Origin of the sequence: Nocardia sp. CC201C, assembly GCF_030010695.1 — a bacterium.
In the GTDB taxonomy this organism is placed as follows: Bacteria; Actinomycetota; Actinomycetes; order Mycobacteriales; family Mycobacteriaceae; genus Nocardia; species Nocardia otitidiscaviarum.
The window spans coordinates 1-23,805 of record NZ_JASCXP010000007.1; the positions used below are offsets into that span (position 1 = coordinate 1).

Consider the following 23,805-nt stretch of genomic DNA (forward strand, 5'->3'; position numbering starts at 1 on the left):
CCGCCGCCGGCGGGGCGGGGGCCCGCCCCGGCCGCGGGGGGGCACCGGTCGCGCGGATATCGCTCCCGGCAGTGTCATCCTGCTGTACACCGACGGCGTCATCGAGCGGCCCGGGGAGAACCTCGACCAGGGTTTCGCTCGTTTGCGCGCGGCCCTGGCCGAATGCGCCGACCTGCCCGTCGCCGAGATCTGCTCGGAGTTGCTGCGGCGCTTGGCGCCACCGCACGGATACACCGACGACGTGGTGCTGCTGGCGGTGCGTCCGGTGCATGCGACGGCGCGCAGCTTCGCCGCCGTGCTGCCCGCCGCGCCCGCGCAGGTGCCCGGTATTCGAGATCGCTTGCGGCGCTGGCTGACCGCGCACGACGTGGCCCCGGATCGCGAGTACGACATCCTGCTGGCGGTCGGCGAGGCGCTGGCCAATGCCATCGAGCACGGCGGCGGATTCGATTCCCGTGCCACCGTGACACTCGAGGCATTCCGGCACGGGAAGTCGTTGGTCGCCACGATCAGCGATGCGGGCCGGTGGATTCCGGCCCCCACCACGCAGATCGACAGCGAGCGCGGCCGCGGGTTCACCCTCATGAACGGGTTGGCCGATGCGATCGACACCGTGCGCACCCCGCACGGGACCCGGGTGACCCTGCGGTTCGAGAACTGCGGGGCGTGATCGCTACAGCGGGCGGAATCCGGCGCCCACCACCCCGAGTCGGTCGATCTCGGCCAGCACCGCGGTGATCTGGTTGGACACGTCCGGATCGTGGAACGGGTTTCCGGGTCCGGTACAGGGCATTTCGGAGGAGCCCGGTAGGCCGACACCAGCGTTGATCATGCCCACCAGCTGGTCGCCGCGCAGCACCGGCCCGCCCGAGTCGCCGTGGTTCGCACAGACCTGGCTGAGGAATTCGTCGGGATAGGCATCCCATACCACCCCGCAGGTGAACCCGGTGGTGCGGCCGTTCTTGCACACCGTCTCCATCGCCTGGGCGGGAGCGCCGACCGTCGCGACCACGGAGGGACCGACCTGGCGGACCGGCGTGACGCGGGCGGGGTCGAGTTCGATGACCGCCCAGTCGTGGTCGACGTCCTTGACCGCGGCGAAGCCGATCGGCCCGGCATGCGGATCGGCCTCCGCCCAGACCGCCACCCCCGCGTCCTCGGCGCAGTGTCCGGCGGTGATGCCGACGAGACGGTTCTCGCGGTCGTAACCCACCGCCGTCATGGTGCACAGCGCGACCATGCGCGGGTTGCTGGTCTGCAGGGCGATACCCGAGCCGCCGCCGACCACCGGCCCGCCGTCGGCGTGTGCCGCCCCGGCACCCGGCCCGGCCAGCACCACCATGGTCATGACCGTTCCGGTCGCGATTTTGACGGTTGTACCCACTGTGTGAACCACGCCCACTCCCTTCCGATCCGTCGACTGCGAGGTAACCCGTGCGAGCCTATGCCCGGGCGCGCAGATCAAGATCGAAAACCTCGCGTCGTTACGCGGTCTTGACCGTGCGTCGACCCGAAGTGAGATATTCCGGTTCGGCATACACCGCACCGACAGTGGAGTACGCCATGACCGCACGGGGCACGGCCGCTCGGCGTGGGCGGCGCTCGCGCGTGCGGACGCGGCGGTGCCGGGATCGGTGGGTGCTCAGCCGTCCTTGCGGGCGTGTCGGCCACCGCCGCCGGTGGGGACGGGGCGGATGGGCCATTCGGCGGGGTCGGCCCACGGGGAGGTGACAGGCTCCGTCACGCGGGGGAGTTCTTCGGTGGGCCCGTCGAGTTCGCGTTGCAGCTGGTCGAAGAAGGCCTGCATGCTGCCGTAGCGGGCCAGGATTTCCGCCAGCAGCCGTTGTGCGTCGGTGTTCGCCGTGATCACCTCCGTCATCGTCCTGCACGCTTGCGGGGGAGTCCCGGTGCCCGGCCTCGGCCGTACACGCGACCGCACCGGCGGGGGCAGGGAGTCACGGGAGCACTGCCGCCCGCCGGTGTCGGCGTTTTCGTGTACCGCGTCGGCCCCACAACGGGACGGGGCCGGGGGCCGCTGTTGGGCGAGCAACCCCCAAACACTCCGAGCACGAGGCTGCTGGAAGGTAGCGGCAGATCGGCCGGGAGTCCGCCTGCCGCGCCTCGTGATCGGAATGCCCGTCGATACGGTAATGGGGCCGCCGCCCCGGGCACGGCATTGCACGCCTGGTGGCACGGAATGTCAGAGGTTTCCGGCACGTACCGTCATAGGTTTCCGAGAATTCGCTCATCCGGCGCGCGGCGGTCGGATGCCCCGCGGTTTTCGGGGCATGCCCGAGGTCATCTGCTTAGGTAACCTAACCACCCGTGGACAACGTGCGATCGCCGGAGGCGCCACGCTCCGCCCGAACGCTTCTCCTGCTCTCCGTGAGCGCGGTGGTCGCGGTATCGCTGCTGTTCTCCACAGTCGACCCCTGGTTGGACAAGGTCGGGATCCTGGTCGGCGGTCTGGACGCGCACATCTATCGCGATGGCGCGCTGCGCATCCTGCGGGGGCAGCCGCTCTACACCGAGACCACGCTGTACGGGTTGCTGTACACCTACACGCCGTTCTCGACCCTGGTGTTCCTGCCGGTCGTGGCGGTGCCGTGGGCCTACGTGACCAACACCTGGCTGGCGCTCAATCTGGTCACGCTCCTCGGCTGTGTCGTGATGTGCTGGCGTATTCTCGGCTACCGGATCGGTCCCCGGCTGGTCGGCCTCAGCGCACTGCTGGCGACCATCTGCGTCTTCCTCGAGCCCGTCCGCACCACGCTGTACTACGGGCAGATCAATCTGATTCTCATGCTGCTCGTGCTGTGGGGCGTGTCGCGGCCGGAGCACGCTCGACTCCGCGGCCTCGGTGTCGGGTTGGCCGCCGGTATCAAACTCGTACCCGGCTTCTTCATTCTCTACTTTCTCGCGCTGCGCCAATGGCGTTCGGCCATGATTGCCGCGGCGGCCCTCGCCGCCACCGTCGTGCTGGCCTGGATCGTGCTGCCCGACGACTCCCGGCAGTACTGGGGCTCGACCTTTCTGCGCTCGGATCGCATCGCGCCCGACGGACATCCGGCCAATCAGTCGATTCGGGGCACACTCGCCCATCTGGCCGACGGTGCCGTGCCCACATGGCTGTGGTTACTGCTCGCGACGGGCGTTGTCGCCGTGGCTCTCACCGTCGTGGCGGCGCTGGACCGCCGCGGTGAACGCTTGCTCGCGGTCACTCTCGCGGGAGCGACCGCGTGCGCGGTATCGCCGTTCTCGTGGAGTCACCACTGGGTCTGGTTCGTCCCGCTGTTCGTCTACTGTGCCCACCGCGCCCAGCGGGATGCCCGCTGGTGGGTCGCGGCGGCGGCGCTGTGGCTGTGGACCGCGGCCTGGGCGTACCACTGGAGCGACACCTCGGTAACGGTGGGGCTGTTCCTGTTTCCGCCGTCGTGGCCGATCGCCCCACTGCTCATGAACGGGTACGTGACCGCCTACGTCGTCCTGCTGATCGCGGCCGCGACGACGGTGTGGCGGGTTCGCTCGGTGCCGGCCGCGACCCAATAGGCAACCAACGGTTGCGCAATTCGCCGTCCGCCTCTAGGGTGATGTGCAACTAATGGTTGCACATGGAGGTGGTCGTGGAATACGGCAGCATCGAACGTGAGATACACGTCGACGCCACACCCGAGGTGGTGTACGAGGTGGTCAGCGATCCGCGGCATATGGCCCAGTGGTGGAGCGACGAGGCCGAATTCGAGCCGACCCCGGGTGCGGTCGGCGAACTCGCCTGGGGGAATCGGGAGCATGTGGAGGCCATGACGGTCGTTCGGGCCGACCCGCCGCGCCTGTTCGCCTTCCGCTGGTCCTATCCGGACGGCACCGCCGACGAGATCGCGGATTCACTGCTGGTCACCTTCGAACTCGTGCCGTCCGGCACCGGCACCCTGATCCGGCTCACCGAGACCGGATTCCGGGAAATGGGCTGGGCGGAAGCGAAACTGGCGCAGGAGTACGGCGAACACGTCACCGGCTGGGACTTCTACCTCCCCCGGCTCGGGGAGTACGTCACCCGCTTGGTGTCCGCGCCGTGACCGTCATCGACGACGAACTGTGGTCGGCCATCGGCGATCCCACCCGGCGGCGCATGCTCGATCTGCTGCTGGCCGCGGGCGAGGGCACGGCCACCGGACTCAGCGAGGAGCTGCCGGTGACCCGGCAGGCCATCGCCAAACACCTCGGCGTTCTCGACCGCGTCGGCCTGGTGCACGCCACCGCCGCCGGGCGGGAGCGTCGATACCGGGTGGACGAGGAACGGCTCGCCCGCGCGGTGGCGCAGCTGTCCTCGGTCGGAGCGGCCTGGGACGCCCGGCTCCGGCGCATCAAACGTATCGCCGAAACAATCCAGCACGCCGAAAGAATCCAGCAGACGAAGGACGCGAAGAAATGGTAGACATCCTGCACCGGGTCGGCATCCGTGCATCGGAGGCCGCGGTGTACACCGCCCTCACCACCACCGAGGGCTTGGCCGGATGGTGGACCACCGACACCGCCGGAGACGGTGACGAGATCGGCGGCCTGCTCCAATTCCGGTTCGGGGCCGGAGGTTTCGATATGCGGGTGCGCGATCTGGACCCGGACCGCCACGTGCTGTGGGAGGTCGTCGAGGGGCCGGAGGAATGGGTCGGCACCCATGTGCGCTGGAATCTGAAACCGGCGGGAGACCACACCATCGTGCTGTTCGCTCACGAGGGCTGGAAGGAGCCGGTGGAGTTCATGCACCACTGCAGCACCAAGTGGGCGGTTTTCCTGCTCAGTCTGAAGTCGCTGGTCGAAACCGGCAAGGGCGCACCGGATCCGCACGACGTCAAGATCGACGACTGGAACTGAGCGGTACCGTTCAACCGCCGTGCGGCGGCAGTTGGGGGAGCGGCTCGTCGCGGAGCCAGCTCTCCCAGAACGAGCGCAGCGGCACCGTGCTGTAATGCCCGGCCAGATCGGTGAATTCGTCGGTGGTGACCGAGGCGTGCCGGTAGCGGGCGGTCCACTCGCGCAACAGGTCGAAGAAGGCGCGCTCACCCAGCTCGAGGCGCAGGGCGTGCAGGGTGAGCGCGCCGCGCTTGTAGACGCGATCGTCGAACATGCGGGTGGGGCCGGGATCGCCGACGCGAATGTCCTGCGGTTCGCGGGCCAGATTGTGGCGGGCGGCGCGGGCGAGCTGATCGGCCGTGGGTCCGTCGGCGGCCTCGGACCAGATCCATTCGGCGTAACAGGCGAAGCCCTCGTGCAACCAGATATCGCGCCACCGGCGAATGGTGAGGCTGTTGCCGAACCACTGGTGGGCCAGTTCGTGCGCGACGAGGCGTTCGGAGCCACGCCGCCCGTCGCAATGGTTGGCCCCGAAGACCGAGATGCCCTGGGCCTCGATGGGAATCTCCAGCTCGTCATCGGTGACGACGACGGTGTAGCCCTCGAACGGGTACGGCCCGAACTTCTCGGTGAACACCTCCATCATGCGGGGCTGGCGCGCGAAATCGTGGTCGAAATCCACGCGCAGGCGCGGTGGCAGCACCGCCTGCATGGGCACGGATCCGTGCGGGGCGTCGATGCGCTGTTTGCGGTAGTGCCCGATCTGGATGGTGGCCAGATAGCTGGACATGGGTTCGGGCTGCTCGTACACCCAGGTGGTCTGGCTGGCCTTGGTCAACTTGCGCATCAGGGTGCCGTTGGCCAGGGCGTAGTACGGCGAGTCCGTGGTGATCGAAATCCGGTAGCTGGCTTTGGAACTCGGATGATCGTCACACGGAAACCAGGACGCCGCGCCATTGGGTTGGCTGGCGACCAGCGCACCCTCCGACAGTTCCTCCCAGCCGACCTCGCCCCACGGACCGCGCACCGGTTTCGGTACCCCCGCGTACTGGATCACCAGGTGCAGCGCGCCGCCCGAGGGGATCTTCTGCTGCGGCGTGATCACCAGCTTGCCGCGCTGGTGGCTGTACTTCGCCGCCTTCGCGCCGTTGACGAGCACCTTCGACACATTCAGCGCCTGGGAGAGGTCCAACGCGAACCGATCCCACACCCCGGTGGTGACGGCCGTGATGGCCGCGCGCCCCGCCAGCCGGTTGCTGGCGACCTTGTAGACCAGTTCCAGTTCGTAGCGCGACACCCGGTATCCGCGATTGCCGTTCTGCGGCAGGTAGTCGTCGATCGGATCCTCGTAGAACTTGTCGCGGATCATCGCGCCGCTTCCGCACCCGGCCACGGCGCGATCGGATTGCCCCACCACCGGGTGGACGGCGGCACGCTGTCGCCCCGCATGACCAGCGAGGCCGGGCCGATGGTCGCGCCCGCGCCGATGACGGCGGCGGGCAGGGCGACGCAGTGCGGGCCGAGAGTCGCTCCGGCATGCAGGGTTACGGTGTCCATGGCCATGATGCGGTCGTGGAACAGGTGGGTCTGCACCACGCAGCCCCGTTCCACCGTCGCGCCGTCACCGAGTGTCACCAGATCCGCCTCCGGGAGCCAATAGGACTCGCACCATACCCCGCGCCCGATGGTCGCGCCGAGTCCGCGCAACCAGAGATTGAGTACGGGCGTACCGGTCGCCGCGCGGGCGAACCAGGGCGCGGCGACATGTTCCACGAAGGTGTCGGCGACCTCGTTGCGCCACACGAACGAACTCCACAGCGGATGCTCTTCGGCTCGAATCCGCCCCACCAGCAGCCATTTCGCCACCACGGAGGCGACTCCGGCGACCGCGCCCGCCGCCATCAGCACCAGTCCGCTCAGCAGCGCGGCGGGCAGATGGCCCAGGGTGCGGGCGAGCCACGCCAGGGTGAACAGCACGCCGAGACCGATGGCGAAGGTCACCAGCACCGGAATCAGGCGGCAGGTCTCCACCACCGCGCGGGCCAGGCGCAGGCGCGGCGGGGGATCGAATGTGCGCGCGGTATCGGCGTTCTCGGCGGCCCGGCGCAACCGCACCGGCGGACTGCCCAGCCACGACGATCCCGCCTTGGCCTTGGAGGGTGCGGCCGAGAGCACCGCGACGAGGCCGTTCTTGGGCACCCGGCGGCCGGGCGCGGTCATCCCGGAATTACCGAGGAAGGCGCGCTTGCCGACCTTGGCCTCACCGATGCGTAGCCAGCCGCCGCCGAGTTCGTAACTGGCGATCATGGTGTCGTCGGCCAGGAACGCGCCGTCGGCGACGGTGGTGAACTTGGGCAGCAGCAGCACCGTGGACGCCTCCACCCGCTTGCCGACCTTCGCGCCGAGCAGGCGCAGCCAGATCGGGGTCAGCAGGCTGGCATAGAGCGGGAACAGGAAGGTGCGGGCCGAGTCCAGCAGGCGTTCGGTGGCCCACGCCTGCCAGCCTATCCGGCTGCGCACCGGGTGATAGCCCTCCCGCAGCCCGATGCCGAACAGGCGGACCGCGAGGATGGTCACCGCCGCGTACACGCCCAGACTCAGCAGGGTGGCGACCGGAAGCACGGCGACAGCGCGGCCGAGCCCGGCGGTCAGGGTGGCGGTGTCGCGAATGCACCAGGCGATGAACGCACCGCCCGTGGCCAGCCCGAGGATCGGCACCGCCGCCAGCACCATGGAGGTGATGCCGAAGATCGCCACCCAGTGCGCGGCGCGGGCGGGGGCGTGGTCGGGCCAGCGGTGCCGCGCCTTGCCGACCTTCACCGCGGGGGAGCCCGCCCACTCCTGTTCGGCCTTCACCTTGCCCGACACCGCCGAGCCCGGCGCGATCTCGGCCCGCTTGCCGATCCTGCTGCCCGGTAACAGGATCGAGCGCGCGCCGACCACCGCACCCGGCCCGATGACGATCGGGCCGATGTGCACCACATCGCCGTCGATCCAGTAGCCGGACAGATCCACCTCGGGTTCGACGCTGCATCCGTCGCCGAGTTCCAGCATGCCGGTCACCGGCGGCAGGGTGTGCAGGTCGACGCCCTTGCCGATCGTCGCGCCGAGGGCGCGCGCGAACGGCACCATCCATGGTGCGCCGGACAGGTTCTCCGCACCGCTGGCCTCGGACAGCCGCACCGCGGTCCACAGCCGCAGATGGACGCTGCCACCGCGCGGATAGCTGCCCGGCGCGACGCCGCGCAGCAGCAGCCGGGAACCGGCCACGCACAGCAGCATGCGGCCGGGCGGGGAGATGAACAGCAGGAAGGCGACCAGGGCCCACCACCACGACAGGTGCGGCAGCCACGGCAGCGAGCCGGACCAGGCGGCGATATTGCCGACGATGCCCAGCCAGGTGAGCCACTGCAGGCCGGTGAGCGTGGTGAGTGGAACGGTGGCCAGCACCTGGAACAGCTGGGCGGGCAGCGGCACCGGGTGCACGACCCGCTCGCACACCGCGTCGGCGGGGGCGCTGTCGTCGAGGAAGGCGGCCAGCGCGCCCAGGCGGGGATGGTCGTAGAGGTCGGCGACGGTGACGCGCGGGTGGCGTTCGCGCAGGGCGGCCACCAGTTGTGCGGCGGCCAGTGAGCCGCCGCCCAGATCGAAGAAGTCGAAGGTGTGGTCGCTGACCTCGGCTCCGAGAATGGAGTCCCAGAGACCGGCCACCCATCGCTCGGTCGCGGACAGCCCCGAATCGGCCGGATCGGCGGCGGCCTTGGGCAGCGGCCAGGGCAGTGCGTCGCGGTCCACCTTGCCGGAGGTGCGGGTGGGCATGTCGGCGACCACGGCCAGGCGGGGGACCAGCGGGGCCGGAAGCCGTTCGGCCAGTAGGGCTCTGGCGGCGGCCATATCGTAGTCGGCGGTCGGTCCGGTCAGGTAGCCGACGAGGATCTTGTTGCCCGCCTTGGTGGTTCGGATGGCGGCGGCCGCGCCCGTCACCCCGGGCAGGTGCTGTAGGGCATTGTCGATCTCACCCAGTTCGATCCGGCGGCCGCCGAGTTTGATCTGATCGTCCGCGCGACCCAGGAAGACCAGGCCCGCGCGGTCATTGCGCACCAGATCGCCGCTGCGGTACGCACGTTCCCAGCCGAGCGAGGGGAGTGGCGCGTACTTCTCCGCGTCCTTGGCCGGATCCAGATAGCGCGCCAGCCCGACGCCGCCGATGACGAGTTCCCCGGATTCGCCCTCGGCCACCGGATTGCCGTCCCCGTCCACGACGGTCAGATCCCAGCCGTCCAGCGGCAGGCCGATGCGCACCGGGAAGGAACCGTCGAGCAGGGCGCCGCAGGCCACCACGGTGGCCTCGGTGGGGCCGTAGGTGTTCCACACCTCGCGGGTCGTATCGCGCTCCCCGGACCCGTTCCCGGCCAGCCGTTCCGCCAGCTCCGGCGGCACCGCCTCGCCGCCGAAGATGAGCAGCCGCACCGAATCCAGCGCCTCCGCGGGCCAGGTGGCCGCCAGCGTCGGGACGGTGGACACGATGCTGATCTCGCGGCGCACCAGCCACGGCCCCAGATCCGCGCCGGTGCGCACCAGCGCGCGCGGTGCGGGCACCAGGCACGCGCCGTGCCGCCACGCCAGCCACATCTCCTCGCACGAGGCGTCGAAGGCGACCGACAGTCCGGCCAGCACCCGATCACCCGGCCCGATCGGCGCGTCCGGCAGGAACATCCGCGCCTCGGCGTCCACGAACGCGGCCGCGTTGCGATGCGTCACCGCGACACCCTTCGGCGTCCCCGTGGACCCCGAGGTGAAGATGATCCAGGCGTCGTCCTCGGGCAGGGGGGCCGCGACCGAGTTCGCCGGGCGGACGTCGCCCACCGCGGTCGCCTCCGCGGCTCGGGTCGAGGCGCTGCCCACCCCGGCCGTACTCGCCGAGTGGGTGGCCATCGTGCTTGTCGTGCTCGTGCTCGCAGACGCGGTGGCCGTCGCCCCTGCGGCCACGGCGGCCGGACCCGTGGTGGCCGAATCTTCGGGCCGTGCCGGTGCTGTCGGGTGAGTGGTGGCCGTGGGCGGTGCGGCCGCAGGCGAATCCGCTGCCGTGCCGGTGCTTTCGATTCCGGCGGCGGTGACGATCGCGCTGACCCGGGCCTCGCCGAAGACCAGGCGGGCTCGCTCGTCCGGATCGTCGGCGTCGACCGGGACGTAGGCGGCGCCGGCGTGCAGGACGGCCAGGATGGTGATGTAGAGGTCGCGGGTGCCCGAGGGCATGCGCACGCCGACGCGATCACCGGCGCGCACGCCCGCCGCCGCCAGTCGCGCCACGGTGGCGTCGACCTCGGCCAGCAGTTCGGCGTAGCTGAGCACCGCCTCGCCGTCGTCGACGGCGGGGGCGTCGGGGTGGGCCAAGGCGGTGGCGGCGAGGATGTCGACCAGGGTGCGAGCCGGCGGTGCGAGCGTGGCCCGCAGCATCGGGTTCACACCCTCCGCGGTATCCGTATCCGGCTGCGGCATCACGCCCTGACCACCTCTCACAGCACTCCCCAACGTTTCGGCATTCGTTGTTTCACACTTGGGTTACCAATGAGCGAACTCTGCGGTGACCAAATGTCCAGACTACCCGGCATGCCGGTCGCCGGGCGTTCACCGAAACCGGGGGCGGGTGTGTTCCGCGGCACGATGCGCGCGGGCAATCGGGCGGAAGACCGCCGGTTGTCGATCAGTCGCCGATGCGGGCGATGGTGTCGGCCACCCGTTCCAGGTGCTCGGTCATGGCGGCGCGGGCGGCGTCGGCGGAGCGGGCCTCGATGGCGCGGACGATGGCCTCGTGTTCGCGATCGGAGTCGGTGCGCCGGTCCTGGGTGAGGTTGAGGAATTCCGATTGCAGGTCCAGGGCGCTGCGGGTGTCGGCCACGAAGGTGGTGAGCATGGTGTTCCCGCTGGCGGCGGCGATGGCGGTGTGCAGTTCGCCGTCGTAGCGCACCCATTCGCGGTCGTCGGTGGCGTTCGCCAGGTGGTCGAGGATGTCGAACAGGTGGCGCAGCTGTTCCTCGGTGCGGCGCTGCGCGGCGTACCCGGCGGTGGGGATCTCTACCAGTCGTCGCGCCTCGATCAGGTCCTCGGCGTCGACGCCCGCGAAGGTCAGGCGCGGATTCTCCTTCTTGGAGATGACGAATGTGCCGCGCCCCGTATGGGTTTCGGTCAGGCCCAGGGTCGCGCACGCGTGCAGTGCCTCGCGCACCACCGGGCGACTCACCCCGAACTCCTTGGCGAGGGCGAGTTCTCCGGGCAGCCGGTCGCCGACGGCGTACTCGTCACCCTGGATGAGGCTCTTGAGTCGTCGAAAGACCGCTTCGGTAGCGCCGATGCGCTGCACCTGTCCTTCTTCGACCGTCACGCGATCAGTATGGGTACGGGGCCGGGGAGGGTCAAAACGTGAACGGCGAGTGTCGCCGATATGGACAGCCGACATTGACAGCGCGATGTGACCGCCATTACTGTCAGCCTGTCTTACAGCCTGACAGCTTGGCATCTTCCGCTCGCCGGTCGCCGCACAGGCTGGGTCCGCCCGAGGAAGGTTTCCATGCACGACGAACCGTCGGCGCGCACGGCCACCGCGCCCGCGCCCACGACCGCGCCCACGCTCGATATCGGCGATGTCGGCTATCAGAAACAGCTGCGCAAGCGGCATATGCAGATGATCGCCATCGGCGGCTCCATCGGCACCGGCCTGTTCCTCGGCGCCAGCGGCCGGATGGCCCTGGCCGGACCGTCGCTGGCCATCGTCTACATCGTGTGCGGCCTGTTCACCTTCATGGTGGTGCGCGCACTGGGCGAGCTGGTCATGTACCGGCCCTCCTCCGGAGCCTTCGTCTCCTACGCCCGCGAATTCATGGGCGAACGCGGGGCCTACACCGTGGGCTGGCTGTACTTCCTGAACTGGTCGACCACGCTGGTCGCCGATATCACCGCCGTGGCGCTGTACGCCCACTTCTGGTCCATGTTCACCGCGATTCCGCAGTGGGTGCTGGCGCTCATCGCCCTGGCCGTGGTGGTCGCGCTGAATGTGGTGTCGGTGCGCCTGTTCGGCGAGATGGAGTTCTGGTTCGCGCTGATCAAGGTCGGCACCATCGTCATCTTCATGCTGGTGTCGGTCGGGCTCATCGTCACCGGCACCCCGATCGACGGCAACGTGCCGGGCATCGCCACCATCACCGACAACGGCGGACTCTTCCCGCAGGGGCTGGCCCCCATGCTCACCATCGCCCTGGGCGTGGTGTTCGCCTTCGGCGGTACCGAGATGATCGGCGTGGCTGCGGGCGAGTCCGATGATCCGCGGGGCGTGGTGCCGCGCGCGGTGAATTCCATCATGTGGCGGATCATCCTGTTCTACGCCGGATCGGTCATCCTGTTCACGCTGCTGCTGCCGTGGACGGCCTACTCGGCCAGCGAGAGTCCGTTCGTCACGGTCATGAGCAAGGTCGGCATCCCGCACGCCGGGGACGTCATGAACCTGGTGGTGCTCACCGCCGCCATGTCCAGCCTGAACGCGGGCCTCTACGCGACCGGACGCACCCTGCGATCCATGGCCGTCGCCGGTACCGCACCGAGTTTCGCCGCGCGCATGAACCGGCAGGGGGTGCCCTACGGCGGCATCCTCATCACCAGCGCCGTGGGGATCGCCGGGGTGGTGCTCAACCTCGTGATGCCGCACAAGGCGTTCGAGATCGTGCTGAACCTGGCCGGGCTCGGCATCGTCGGCACCTGGGCGTCGATCATGATCTGTCACTGGATCTTCGTGCGCCGCGCCGAACGCGGCGACTACACCCGGCCCGACTTCCGCCTGCCGCTGGCCCCCGTCCTCAATATCGCGACACTGGCCTTCCTGGTGGGAGTGGTGGTGCTCATGATCTTCGACGAAGAGATCGGGCGGATCACCGTGGTCGCCTTCCTGGCCGTGGCCGTCGCCATGGTGGTGGGCTGGTACCGGGTGCGCGATCGGCTCGACCACGACGTGCTGGCACCGGTGGAGCGGCCGTGATCGACATCCTCTACACCGGCGGCACCTTCGGCATGGTCGACCAGGGGGCGGGTATGCGCCCCCGGGCGGGAATCGGGGCCGACATCGCCGAGATCGTCGCCGAATTCGAAGCCGCGGCGGGGCTGTCGGTGGGCTACCGGTACAGCGAACTCGACCCGGTCATCGACAGTGCGCAGGCCGACGCGGGCACCGGCCGCCGCATCGCCGAACGCGTGCGCGCCGGGATCGCCTCGGGACGGCCCAAGGGCGTCATCGTCATCCACGGCACCGACACCATGGCCTACGTCGGAGCGCGGATCGCGTTCGAACTGCGCGGCTGCGCGATCCCGATCCTGTTGACCGGTGCGCAGATCCCGCTCGGACAGCCCGGCAGCGATGCCCGCGACAATCTGCGCCTGGCGCTGAAATCGATTGTGGCGCGCACCGATCCGGGCACCTACCTGGCCTTCGGTGCGGGCCTGCACCCGGCGGTGCGGGCCTCCAAGCGCGCCGTCGAGGACTACGAGGGCTTCACCACCATTCGGGCGCTGACGCCGCCCCCGGTACCCGCCGTCCTGCCCGAGGCGTCGCGGCCCCGGGAGGCGCGCGGGCCGGTCGGCCTGCTGACGGTATTCCCCGGCCTGCACGCCGCCCTGCTCGACGCCGCCGTCGATCACTATCGCGGCGGCCTGGTGCTGGAGTGCTACGGCTCCGGCACCGCGCCGCTGCACGGCACGGACATGATGGATTCGCTGCGCCGCGCCATCCTGCGCGGAACGCCGGTCGTGGTCATCACCCAATGCGACAGCGGGGGTGTGGATCTCGCTCGCTATCAGCCCGGACGCGCACTGCTGGACGCGGGCGTGATCAGCGGTGGCGACATGACCCGGGAGGCCGCGCTGGCCAAACTGTCCCATCTGGTGGACAGCGGGTTCTGCGGTGCGCGACTGCGGCACGCCATGGAGACCAATCTGCTCGGTGAACTCTCGAATCCGTCTCCGGCGGCGCGCGATTCGAGCTTGCACCACGCCTATGCCGCGCACTGAGAGGATCTGGAGCGAACCATGACCGACGACACCCGTATCGACAGCGACTCCCTCGGCTCCCTGTCGGTGCCGCGCGACGCCTACTGGGGCGTGCACACCGCGCGCGCCCTGGAGAACTTCACCGTCACCGGTGACGCCATCGGCAACTATCCGGCGCTCATCTGCTCCCTCGCAGCCGTCAAACAGGCCGCCTGCCGGGCGAATCGGGAGTTGGGCGTGCTCGACGCGCGCCGCGCCGACGCCATCGACAGGGCCTGTGCGGAGATCCGCGACGGTCGGCTGCACGACCAGTTCCCCATCGACCCCATCCAGGGCGGTGCGGGCACCTCCACGAATATGAACGCCAACGAGGTCATCGCCAATCGGGCGCTGGAGATCCTCGGTTTCGAGCGCGGCCACTACGCCGAACTCGACCCGCTGGACCATGTGAACCTCGGGCAGTCCACCAACGACGTCTACCCGACCGCGGTGAATCTGGCCGTGGTGCAGCACATTCGGAAGCTCTCGGCGGCGCTGGCCGGGCTCGCCGACGCCTTCGACGCCAAATCGGTGGAATTCGCCGATGTCATCAAGATGGGCCGCACTCAGCTCCAGGACGCCGTCCCCATGACCCTCGGCCAGGAGTTCGCCACCTTCGCGGTCATGGTGCGCGAGGACTGCCAGCGGCTCGACGAGGGCCGGGCGCTGCTGTGCGAGAGCAATCTCGGCGGCACCGCCATCGGGACCGGGATCAACGGCCACCCGCGGTACTCCGCGCTGGCCTGCGCGCACCTGAGTGAGATCACCGGGGAGACGGTGACACCCGCGGAGAACCTCATCGAGGCCACCCAGGACGCGGGGGCGTTCGTGCAGGTGTCGGGCATTCTCAAGCGGGTCGCGGTGAAGCTGTCCAAGACCTGCAACGATCTGCGGCTCATGTCCTCCGGCCCGGCCACCGGTTTCGGGGAGATCCGGCTGCCCGCCCGGCAAGCCGGTTCGTCGATCATGCCGGGCAAGGTCAACCCGGTCATTCCCGAGCTGGTCAATCAGATCGCCTTCGAGGCCATCGGCAACGACCTGACCGTCACCATGGCCGCCGAGGCCGGGCAGTTGCAGCTCAACGCCTTCGAACCGATCATCGCCTACAGCCTGCTGAAGACGACCACCCATCTCATCGCGGCGGCGGACGCGCTGGCCACCAGGTGCGTTCCGGGAATCACCGCCAATCGCGATCATCTGGAGGCCGGGGTGCGCCGCTCGGTCGGCATCGTCACCGCGCTGGCACCCCGGATCGGCTACGCGGCCAGCGCTGCCATCGCCAAGCAGGCATTGGTGACCGGGCGGTATGTGGGCGATATCGCGACCGAACTCGGCCTGCTGTCCCCGGAGGCCGTGGCCGAACTGCTCGCGCCGCACCGGTTGGCGGGGCTGGCCGCCCCGGTCGAACCATCCTCGGCGTAGGACGATGCCGGGGACCGGATGTGCCGGTCCCCGAACGGGCCTCGGGCGCTGTGATATCCGATAGTGCTGACCTCGGTCTTTTGTATTCTCGACGAAAATTTGCCCGGCGATTTGGGCAAAACGCCCAATTGGAAGTAGTTTTCGCCCGTGATCAGAGCCGCGACCAAGCTGATGATCTTGGTGATGACTGTCCTGTCGATCGGCGCGTTGGCCTCGCCCTCCGGTGCCTCGCCGCTGTACCCGACACCCGACCCGGACCCCTTCTACCACGCTCCCGACGACCTGACCGACAAGAAGCCGGGTGACGTGGTGCGGATCCGGCGCATCGACTCCGGGCCCTACGTCGGTACCGACATGTGGCAGGTGGCCTTCCGTTCCACCAACTCCGGTGGCGACCCCATCATGGGCGTCACCACGGTCCTGCTGCCGCGCGGAGTGGCGAACCCGCCGCTGGTCTCCTATCAGGCCCTGATCAATTCCCTGGGCGCGCAGTGCAATCCGTCGCGCTCGCTGTTCAACGGTGAACTCCAGGACGCGGTGGGCGCGATGCTGCCCATCGGGCGCGGCTGGGCCATCTCCCTACCCGACTACCTGGGGCCGCATGTCGCCTACGGCGCGGCGCGGCTCGGCGGTATGGTGACCCTCGACAGCGTCAAGGCCGTCCGCCAGGCCACCGAACTCGGCCTCGGTTCGGTGCCGGTGGTGCTGGCCGGGTACTCCGGCGGCGGGATGGCCACGGCGTGGGCGGGCGCACTGCAACCCACCTACGCACCGGATCTGAAGCTGACCGCGGTCGTCGCGGGCGGAATTCCGGCCGATCTGCGGGAGATGGCCCTCGCCCTGGGATTCGACCCGCATCCCGGATTCGGCCTGGCCTTCGCGGCCGCCATGGGACTGGAGCGCGAATACCCGCAGCGTCTGCCGGTATCGGACCAGCTCAACGAGAACGGCCTGTGGTTCCGGGATTTCACCAAGGACGCCTGCCGTCGCTTCCTGCTCTTCCACGGCGTCTCCCGCAATGCCGAACAGCTCGCCGCGTCCAAGGACATGATGAACAGCCCCGAGGCGCATGCGGTGCTGCGCGAGAACAGCCTGCGCTACCACGACGGGATTCCCACCGTGCCGACCTTCTTCTGGCAGGGCCGGTTCGACACCATGACGCATTTCGGTCCGGTGGCCGAGGTCGCCGAACGGTACTGCGCGGCCGGGGTGCCGCTGATGTTCCGCCCGTACGACATCGCCGAGCACCTGACCACCGCCGTCGCCGGATTCCCGGAGGCATGGGATTACGTGGAAGCCCGATTCCGCGGCGATCCGGTACCGACCACCTGCTGATCTCGCGCGCCCGCCGCTCCCCGGAGTGACCCTTGCCACAGCTGGTACGTAAGCGTACCGTGCGAGTGGTACATGCGAGTACCACGGGGAGAGGTGGCATATGTCCACTCCGACACTGCCTTCCGGGCCGTCCACGCCCGGATTCGTCCACGGGATACAGATACTCGGCGGCCGCACACGCGCCTGGCGGCGCTGGCATCGGCGATACGGTTCGGCTTTCACGGTCCAGATGCCACGCTTCGGTTCGACGGTGGTGCTGTCGGATCCGGCGGAGGTGAAGGCACTGTTCACCGCGAGCACGGATCAGGTCGACACCGTCGACGTCAATCTCGGCCAGGTGCTCGGGCCGGGCTCGCTCTTCTCGCTCGAGGGCGAGGAACATCGGAAACAGCGCAAACTCCTGACGCCGCCCTTCCACGGGCGGCGTCTTGCCGTCTACGAGCAGCTCATCGAGGACGAGGCCGTCCGCGAGATGGCGAACTGGCCCGAAGGCGTCGAATTCGCCACCATGGATTCGATGATGCGGATCACGCTGAATGTGATCCTGCGTGCGGTCTTCGGAGCGGAGGGCTTCGAATTCGACGAATTGCGTTCCCTGCTACCGAAATTGGTACTGGTCGGCTCGGCGCTGGCGGCGTTGCCGATACCGCGCGGCTTCCTGGGGAACTACGGCCCGTGGGCCCGCTTCGCCGCGCACCGGCGCGCCTACGACGATATCGTCGGGCGGCTCATCGACCGTGCCACCGGCGATCCCGAGCTGTCGGACCGCAACGACGTACTCGCCATGCTGGTGCAGACCCGCTACGACGACGGCTCGGCCATGAGCCGCGGCGATATCGCCGACGAACTGCTGACCCTGCTCACCGCGGGACACGAGACCACCGCCACCACCCTGGCGTGGACGGTCGAGCGACTGCGGCGGCATCCCGACATCCTGCGCCGGCTGGTCGAGGAGGTCGACGCGGGCGGTTCGGAACTGCGTGAGGCCACCCTGGTGGAGGTGCAGCGGGTACGGCCGGTGATCGACGCGACGCCGCGCCAGATCCGCGCGGAATCCTTCCAGCTCGGGCGCTGGACGCTGCCGCGCGGTCAGAAGGTACTGGTCAATATCCGCCTGGTGCACGACAACGAGGAACTGTTCCCCAACGCCCGCACCTTCGATCCGGACCGGTTCCTCGGCATGCGGCCCCATACCTGGACCTGGATTCCCTTCGGCGGCGGTGCGCGACGCTGCATCGGCGCGTCCTTCGCCAGCCTGGAGTTGAATATCGTGCTGCGCACGCTGTTGCGTGACTTCACCCTCGAGACCACCGCCGCTCCCGATGAACGCCCGCACTTCCGCGGCGTGGCACTGGTGCCCGCGAAGAAGGGCCGCGCCGTGGTGCGCAGGCGCGTGCGGCCGGAGCGCGAGCGTGTGGTGGAACTGCCCGAACCGGCGCGGACCTCCGAGGTCACGGCATGAGCGGGCACATCGATGTGCTCATCGTCGGAGCGGGACGGTCGGGAATCGGTGCGGCACACCGTATCCAGGACGTGTTGCCGGATCGGTCGTAGCCGTGGGCGTCCGTGTGCCGCCGCACGCGGCAGACGGATTCGCCGACCGGATCCGGCGGCGCTCCGGAGTCCGACCGTACCGTCGACGCTCGCGAGCTCATCCTCTCCGGCACGGCCACATCGGGGACGGCCGTGCGGTTCGTGCGGTCGGCGGTCCGGGCCGAGCAACTACGCTGAGCTTCGTGACCCGTGCCGAGCCCGCGACCTCGAACATCAGCGCGGGGGGGGCCCGCGCCCGGGGGGGGGCGCGGCCCCCCCCCCGGCCGGGGGGGGGTGGGGGGGGGGGCGGGGGGGGGTCCGCGCCCCTGTCGGGGGGGGGGGGGGGTGGTGGGGGGGGGGGGCACCGGGAGGTAGCCGTCGTGCGGGCGCACCGGGTCGGTCACCAGATCGCCGGTCAGCAGGGCGAGGGTGCCCAGGCCGCAGGCGAATTCGAGGTTCGGGAGGGCTCCGGCCAGGGCGAGCTGGGCGGCGAGCCCGACACTGGTCTCCAGGGCGGAGGAGACCACCGTCGGCAGTCCGGCTGCCTCGGCCACGTTCAGCGCGCGACGCACCCCGCCGAGTGGCGTGCACTTGAGCACGGCCACGTCGGCGGCCCCGGCCACCGCCACCCGCATGGGATCCTCGGCGCGCCTGATGGATTCGTCGGCGGCAATGCGCACATCGACGCGGCGGCGCACGGCCGCCAGCTCCTCGATGGTGCGGCAGGGCTGCTCCACGTACTCCAATCCGCCTGCCGCACGGTCGATCTGCTTGATCCGCGCCACGGCGGTGTCCACATCCCACGCCGCATTGGCGTCGACCCGAATCGCACCGTCCGTGCCGAGCGCATCGCGCACCGCCGCCACCCGGTCCAGATCCTCGGCGAGCGAATCGGGGTGGTCGGCCACCTTCACCTTGGCGGTGCGGCAGCCCGACGCGGCCACGATCTCCCGGGCCCGCTCGGCATCCACCGCGGGCACCGTGCAGTTGATCGGCACCCGCTCCCGCACCGGCTCCGGCCAGCCCATCGTCATCTGCTCCACGGCCGTGGCCAGCCACCCCACCGCCTCCCGATCGTCGTACTCGGGAAACGCACAGAACTCACCCCACCCGCGTGGCCCCGGAATCACCATCCCCTCGCGAACCGTGATCCCGCGGAACCGAGTTCGCATGGGAATGGCGTACACGACCGCGGCGTCGAAGTCCGGTGCACTGAGGTGCTCGCTCACCACCGGCAGCCTACTCACCTCGGGTTCCGGTCGCCGCCGACCTGCGGCCTCGCCCGTGTTCCGGTCGTCGTTGGTCTGCGGGCTTGTCTCGTGTTTCGGTCGTCGTTGGTCTGCGGGCTCACCTCGCGTTCCGCCCGCCGCCGGTCAGCGGACACGCCTGAGCTCTGCTCGCCGGGACGGTGGGCCGCTCGTGTTCTGCTCGCCGCCGACCGGGCGGAACTCCTTCGTGTCTGCTCGTCGCCAGGCCGCGGAAACCGTCGGTGCCACGGGAATCGGAGTGGCGTTGCGGCCGCGCCACGACGACAATGCGGAAGGTATTCGTTCCACAACCGGGGGGAGCCCGCCATGCCCGCGCCAGACGACTCGCGCCACCCCGGTCCGGATACGCCGCGACCACACCCGGCCTCCGATGCGCCCCGACATCCCGGGCGGCCGCAGCAGGGCTCACGCTATCCGGGCGGGCAGGTGGTGCCGGAGCCTGGGCGGCTGTCGGAGCCGTGGGAACCCGGTGCCCGGGGACTCAATCCCGACCCGACGCCGACCCAGCAGTCGGACGGCCGCCCGCTGCCGCCGCGTGGAGCCACCCGCCCCCCGTATCCCGCGGGCGGTCCGGGCGCAACATTCGGAACCCCGGGCAGGCCACCGCAATCACCGGGTGAGCCACTGCGATCACCGGGTGGGCCCGCTGGTGTCCCGGGCGGACCGGCCCGTCCGATCGGTACTCCGGGCGGACCTGGATCCATTCCGTACGGACCTCCCGGTGCTCCGATCGGTCCGGTTCCGGGTGGCGGTCCCGGTCGCCGGGTTCATCCCGGAGAATCGCGACCGCAGGGTCCATCCGGCGAATTCCGCGATGCCGCACCGCATCCGGACGTTCCTGGTGCGCCCGGCGTACAGCGGGGATATCCCCGGAGCGGTGCGCAGCCGGCGGTGGAGTCACCGGCGCAGCCCGCGGGTGACGGGATGTCCGCGACCCGAAGCGACAGTGCCGCAATGGAGTCCACGCCGCGCCAGCCACTGCGGAAGCAGGATCTGCTGCTCGCGACCGCCGTGTACGCGGTCGGGGTGGTGGTCGCCCTCTTCTGGGCCTACGACCTCTTCGGCAAGGCATTCGACCTGATCCGCAACCGCTGCACCGCACAGCGCGATTTCTCGGTGCAGTGCACCGTGATTCGTCCGCCCGCGCAGGCGCTGGTGGGTTTCGTGATCGCCGGTGGCGGCATCACCCTCGCCCTCGGTTGCGCCCTGGTGCTCGCCGCCGTATCGGCCGTGACCCGCCGCAGCGCCTGGCTCTGGCCCGCCATCGCGCTGCCGGTGATCGTGATATGCGGTGCGGTGGGGCATTTCCTGGTCGGCGGCGCTGTCGGCTGACGCACTCAGACCAGCAGTTCTCCGGGGCGTTCCTGTGGCGCTGCGGTGGTGGGCGGCTGCTTCACGATGCCGACGATCTGGCCGGAGCTGATCGTGCGTTGCTTCTCGTAGACACCGTCGACCCCGTCCGGTCCGGTGGTATTGCCCTCGATGGTGTAGATGGTGTCGCCCACCCGGGCGACGACGATTCCGACATGGTCGGGTTCTCCACCGTCCCAGTTGAAGATGACCATATCGCCGGGCTCGGCGTCGTAGGGGGATGCCGCCAGCCCCATGCTCTGCGCGTCGTTCCAGATAGCGGGTACGTAGTTCTTGTTGGTCCAGTCGACCTGATGGCCCGCTTGATCCCAGACCCAGTCGGCGTACGACGCGCACCACGCGTCGTTGATGTTGTACGGGGCGTTCACGGAGTTGTTGCCGAATTCGCGGACGCCGAGTTGACTCCGGGCCGCCGCGAGGGCACGGGCCGCGGGATCGGTGACGTCGGACGCCACATAGCTCGCATTGGTGGGCGTCCAGGGAGTGGTCCCGTTGTAGCGCGCCACGGGTGCCACGGGCGCCACAGGAGCCGAGTAGCTCATCGGCGCGGGATGGGAGCGGTCGATATCGCCGGCATGATTCCGGCTCGTCGCCGAGGCGTTCTCCACCGCACCATGGACATCCGACACCGCGTTGAGCACCAGGCGGAGCGCCTGCATGTTCTGCGCGGCGGTCAGCGGCAGATACTCCACCGTATTCCCGTCGGAGTCCAGATCGCGTACATCGGTGCGTTCGGTGATGCCGCGGAGTTCGGTGTCGAGACGTTCGATGCGCTCCTTGATCGACACATATGTCGAATTCGACAGGTCGAAGGTCGCGAACGCGGAATCGCGGACCGCGTCGCCCTGCTCGTCGATCTGCCGCTTCTCTTCGTCCACCTCGCTTTGCCGCGAGGTGTAGTCCTCGGCCATCACCGCCTCACCCGGCGGCGCGGACAACCCCTTGTCGCTGAACAACCGCCGCTCGTCCATCCAGCTCACCAGGTCGGGTTGCCGCTTCCCCTCTCCGGAGGCGAAGAGCAGGATCGCGGTCTCGAAGTACTCCTCCGCGGCCTCGATGGTCGATTTCACGAAGCCGCCAGCGATCTTGGGAACGTACAGATCGATGAACCCGACCAGGTCCGCGCGACTGGTCATGGCAGCACCGGGCCCGCACTCGATCCGGCACGACTCGGTATCGGCTGGTTTGCGCACACCATCGTTAACCTCGTTCACCCATGGGCATCGGACGGTCTATCGCCGAGTATCGGGCATTCCCGTCCTTGGGAATTCCGCGATCGGTCATGCTGGGGTCATGGCGCAGTGGTGGCAGCCGCCGGTGCGCTGGACGGATCGCCTTGCCACCGTGGTGATCTACGCTCTCGCGTGCGCCACGGCGGTCTTCGCGGCGAGAACCGTTCCGGTGTACGAGATAGCGACACGTGAATCGGGCGACACCCGATACCTCCCCCTGGCCTACGCCGTCGCCTGGTTCGGCATCGCCACCTCCCTCATGCTGGTGGCCCTGTGGATAGCCCGCGCCATCCGCTGGAAGCTGCGCACCTGGACCCTGGCCCTGGTCGCCTTCCCCCTCATCGCCGGTTCCTGGATACTCGGCTTCCTCATCGCCGTCATCTCGGCCTGACCACACTGACCCGCACGTTTCGGTCATTCCAGGCTGTTCCTGCTAAGGTTCCTGCCGCACCACTCACGAGTGCACGCGCCATTAGCTCAATTGGCAGAGCAGCTGACTCTTAATCAGCGGGTTCGGGGTTCGAGTCCCTGATGGCGCACCATTTTCCTGTCTCAAAGAGACCATCTGCGTGTTCCAGTGCGACTGGAACACGCTTTTTTCACCACTAGACCACCACCGATCGGTCTGCGTGCCGAGAATGGGTGCTCCAGTGCCCACTTGAACACGGAAGCAGTCGACAGCAGCTGCACCGAATCGGACCTTACCGTCAACGGCGAGGTGCCCTGCCCTCGCCGGTTGGCTGCGATGTCGCGGATTACGGTCCGTATCGGACTGAGTTGCCCTCGACAGGGTCCACTGCGGGGTGGTCCGGCTAAGCTGATCAGCCTGGCGGGCGGTAGGTGAGCAGATCTCCTGGCTGGCAATGGAGTTCGCGGCAGAGCGCACTGAGGGTGCTGAAGCGAATAGCCTTGGCGCGGTCGTTCTTCAGAACGGACAGGTTCACTACGGTGACGCCGACTCGGGATGCGAGTTCAGCCAGCGTCATACCTCGTTGCGCCAGCAGCCTATCCAGCTGGATCTCGATCCCCTGCTGCTCGGGGTCGGCCATCAGACGAGCCCGTCGGCGTCCGCGCGCAGGATCGCTCCCCGGCGGAGGACCTCCGCGATGGCGGCCACGAGCAGGCCGCCCAGTAGGTAGCCGAATTGGATCGTGACCGTCACCGGAACAGCGGCGGAGACAGCGGTGCCGCGCAACAGCAGTGCGGTCGTGCCGGTCTCGACGACCGGTTCGAGGACGCCCATGGCCAACACCGTCGCCGCGATGATGCGCAGCCGCGTGACGTTGCGCGTGGCGAACACCTCGCCGGTACGCAATGTGCGAATCACCTTCAGGAGCAACAGCAGGATCATCAGCAGGAGAACCCCGCCGAACACGCCTGGAAGCGCCAGCAACACCCGCTGCGCGAAGCTCGGGTCGACGACGACGATCTCCGCTCGTTCGAGCCCGCGCACGACGATCCCGTCACCACCGAGCCCCTCCGGCGACTGGGTTCCGAACTTCAGCGGAACCTCCCGACCGTCGAAGGGGTCGAGCACCCCGACCGCGCCCAGTACCGGCACCAGCAGCATGAACACGCCGACGACCAGCGCTGCCAGCCCGAAAGCCAGTTCCAGCGCACGCTGATCACCCCGGCTCCACCACGCCTTGTCCACGACGCACCCCATATCGTTTATCGATAGTATCGATAAACGATATGGTCGCGTCAAGCCCGAAGGTTCGGAC

The 23,805-nt window shown here is 69.0% G+C and carries 21 protein-coding genes and 1 tRNA gene; 13 read left to right on the forward strand and 9 right to left on the reverse strand.

The window, feature by feature from the left end; translation table 11 throughout:
- Positions 1–670, forward strand: a 670-nt coding sequence (locus tag QK444_RS01615) for an ATP-binding protein (RefSeq protein ID WP_282776332.1), incomplete at its 5' end; no start/stop codon positions are given.
- A gap of 3 nt (positions 671–673) precedes the next feature.
- Here the strand turns inward: QK444_RS01615 and QK444_RS01620 are convergent.
- Together QK444_RS01620 and QK444_RS01625 are read right to left on the reverse strand one after the other, a co-directional pair.
- Positions 674–1,384, reverse strand: coding sequence for a S1 family peptidase (locus tag QK444_RS01620; protein ID WP_282776335.1), 711 nt, complete (start codon positions 1,382–1,384; stop codon positions 674–676).
- A 258-nt stretch (positions 1,385–1,642) separates the two neighbouring features.
- Positions 1,643–1,879: a hypothetical protein gene (locus QK444_RS01625; protein WP_282776338.1), complete on the reverse strand. Its 237-nt coding sequence runs from the start codon at positions 1,877–1,879 to the stop codon at positions 1,643–1,645.
- A 506-nt stretch (positions 1,880–2,385) separates the two neighbouring features.
- Here QK444_RS01625 and QK444_RS01630 point away from each other — a divergent pair.
- The 4 genes from QK444_RS01630 (at position 2,386) to QK444_RS01645 (ending at position 4,872) form a co-directional block, all read left to right on the forward strand.
- Entirely contained in the window at positions 2,386–3,549 is a 1,164-nt protein-coding gene (locus tag QK444_RS01630) for a glycosyltransferase 87 family protein (RefSeq protein ID WP_282776340.1), read from the forward strand.
- A gap of 74 nt (positions 3,550–3,623) precedes the next feature.
- Complete coding sequence (locus QK444_RS01635) at positions 3,624–4,076, forward strand: SRPBCC domain-containing protein (RefSeq protein ID WP_306355905.1); 453 nt, start codon at positions 3,624–3,626, stop codon at positions 4,074–4,076.
- On the forward strand, positions 4,073–4,435 hold the full coding sequence (locus QK444_RS01640) for a metalloregulator ArsR/SmtB family transcription factor (protein ID WP_282776344.1): 363 nt from the start codon (positions 4,073–4,075) through the stop codon (positions 4,433–4,435). The genes QK444_RS01635 and QK444_RS01640 overlap by 4 nt, the downstream gene beginning before the upstream one ends.
- A complete protein-coding gene (locus tag QK444_RS01645; RefSeq protein ID WP_282776345.1) occupies positions 4,429–4,872 on the forward strand; it encodes an SRPBCC domain-containing protein in 444 nt (147 codons plus the stop codon). Before QK444_RS01640 ends, QK444_RS01645 begins: the two co-directional genes overlap by 7 nt.
- Positions 4,873–4,882: 10 nt before the next feature.
- Here the strand turns inward: QK444_RS01645 and QK444_RS01650 are convergent, their stop codons facing one another.
- The 3 genes from QK444_RS01650 to QK444_RS01660 form a co-directional block, all read right to left on the reverse strand.
- Complete coding sequence (locus QK444_RS01650) at positions 4,883–6,220, reverse strand: M1 family metallopeptidase (RefSeq protein WP_282776347.1); 1,338 nt, start codon at positions 6,218–6,220, stop codon at positions 4,883–4,885.
- A complete protein-coding gene (locus QK444_RS01655) occupies positions 6,217–10,350 on the reverse strand; it encodes a Pls/PosA family non-ribosomal peptide synthetase (RefSeq protein WP_282776349.1) in 4,134 nt (1,377 codons plus the stop codon). Before QK444_RS01655 ends, QK444_RS01650 begins: the two co-directional genes overlap by 4 nt.
- Positions 10,351–10,555: 205 nt before the next feature.
- Entirely contained in the window at positions 10,556–11,233 is a 678-nt protein-coding gene (locus QK444_RS01660) for a FadR/GntR family transcriptional regulator (RefSeq protein ID WP_039813102.1), read from the reverse strand.
- Between the two features lie 186 nt (positions 11,234–11,419).
- Here QK444_RS01660 and QK444_RS01665 point away from each other — a divergent pair, with 186 nt between their 5' ends.
- The 5 genes from QK444_RS01665 (at position 11,420) to QK444_RS01685 (ending at position 18,139) form a co-directional block, all read left to right on the forward strand.
- A complete protein-coding gene (locus QK444_RS01665) occupies positions 11,420–12,877 on the forward strand; it encodes an amino acid permease (protein ID WP_282776353.1) in 1,458 nt (485 codons plus the stop codon).
- Positions 12,874–13,902, forward strand: a complete 1,029-nt coding sequence (locus tag QK444_RS01670) for an asparaginase domain-containing protein (protein ID WP_282776355.1) — start codon at positions 12,874–12,876, stop codon at positions 13,900–13,902. The genes QK444_RS01665 and QK444_RS01670 overlap by 4 nt, the downstream gene beginning before the upstream one ends.
- An 18-nt stretch (positions 13,903–13,920) precedes the next feature.
- Positions 13,921–15,342: an aspartate ammonia-lyase gene (locus QK444_RS01675; protein ID WP_282776357.1), complete on the forward strand. Its 1,422-nt coding sequence runs from the start codon at positions 13,921–13,923 to the stop codon at positions 15,340–15,342.
- Positions 15,343–15,513: 171 nt separating this feature from the next.
- A complete protein-coding gene (locus QK444_RS01680) occupies positions 15,514–16,677 on the forward strand; it encodes a lipase family protein (protein WP_282776410.1) in 1,164 nt (387 codons plus the stop codon).
- 100 nt (positions 16,678–16,777) lie between these two features.
- A complete protein-coding gene (locus QK444_RS01685) occupies positions 16,778–18,139 on the forward strand; it encodes a cytochrome P450 (RefSeq protein WP_282776359.1) in 1,362 nt (453 codons plus the stop codon).
- Here the strand turns inward: QK444_RS01685 and QK444_RS01690 are convergent.
- Positions 18,129–19,439 carry an o-succinylbenzoate synthase gene (locus QK444_RS01690; protein ID WP_282776361.1) on the reverse strand — a complete coding sequence of 437 codons (1,311 nt, stop codon included), beginning with the start codon at positions 19,437–19,439 and terminating at the stop codon, positions 18,129–18,131. The genes QK444_RS01685 and QK444_RS01690 overlap by 11 nt on opposite strands.
- Before the next feature lie 993 nt (positions 19,440–20,432).
- Here QK444_RS01690 and QK444_RS01695 point away from each other — a divergent pair.
- Positions 20,433–20,810 carry a hypothetical protein gene (locus QK444_RS01695; RefSeq protein WP_282776362.1) on the forward strand — a complete coding sequence of 126 codons (378 nt, stop codon included), beginning with the start codon at positions 20,433–20,435 and terminating at the stop codon, positions 20,808–20,810.
- A 5-nt stretch (positions 20,811–20,815) separates the two neighbouring features.
- Here QK444_RS01695 and QK444_RS01700 read toward each other — a convergent pair whose 3' ends face one another.
- Positions 20,816–21,985, reverse strand: a complete 1,170-nt coding sequence (locus QK444_RS01700) for a CHAP domain-containing protein (protein ID WP_282776364.1) — start codon at positions 21,983–21,985, stop codon at positions 20,816–20,818.
- A gap of 157 nt (positions 21,986–22,142) precedes the next feature.
- Here QK444_RS01700 and QK444_RS01705 point away from each other — a divergent pair, with 157 nt between their 5' ends.
- Together QK444_RS01705 and QK444_RS01710 are read left to right on the forward strand one after the other, a co-directional pair.
- Positions 22,143–22,472 carry a hypothetical protein gene (locus QK444_RS01705; RefSeq protein ID WP_282776366.1) on the forward strand — a complete coding sequence of 110 codons (330 nt, stop codon included), beginning with the start codon at positions 22,143–22,145 and terminating at the stop codon, positions 22,470–22,472.
- 75 nt (positions 22,473–22,547) lie between these two features.
- Positions 22,548–22,623, forward strand: a tRNA-Lys gene (locus tag QK444_RS01710).
- Positions 22,624–22,902: 279 nt separating this feature from the next.
- On the opposite strand, the gene QK444_RS01715 is transcribed toward QK444_RS01710, so the two are convergent.
- Together QK444_RS01715 and QK444_RS01720 are read right to left on the reverse strand one after the other, a co-directional pair.
- Positions 22,903–23,130, reverse strand: coding sequence for a helix-turn-helix transcriptional regulator (locus QK444_RS01715; RefSeq protein ID WP_282776368.1), 228 nt, complete (start codon positions 23,128–23,130; stop codon positions 22,903–22,905).
- Positions 23,130–23,747 (reverse strand): DUF2975 domain-containing protein, encoded by a 618-nt coding sequence (locus QK444_RS01720; protein ID WP_282776369.1) that lies wholly within the window; start codon positions 23,745–23,747, stop codon positions 23,130–23,132. The genes QK444_RS01715 and QK444_RS01720 overlap by 1 nt, the downstream gene beginning before the upstream one ends.
- Positions 23,748–23,805: the final 58 nt, after the last annotated feature.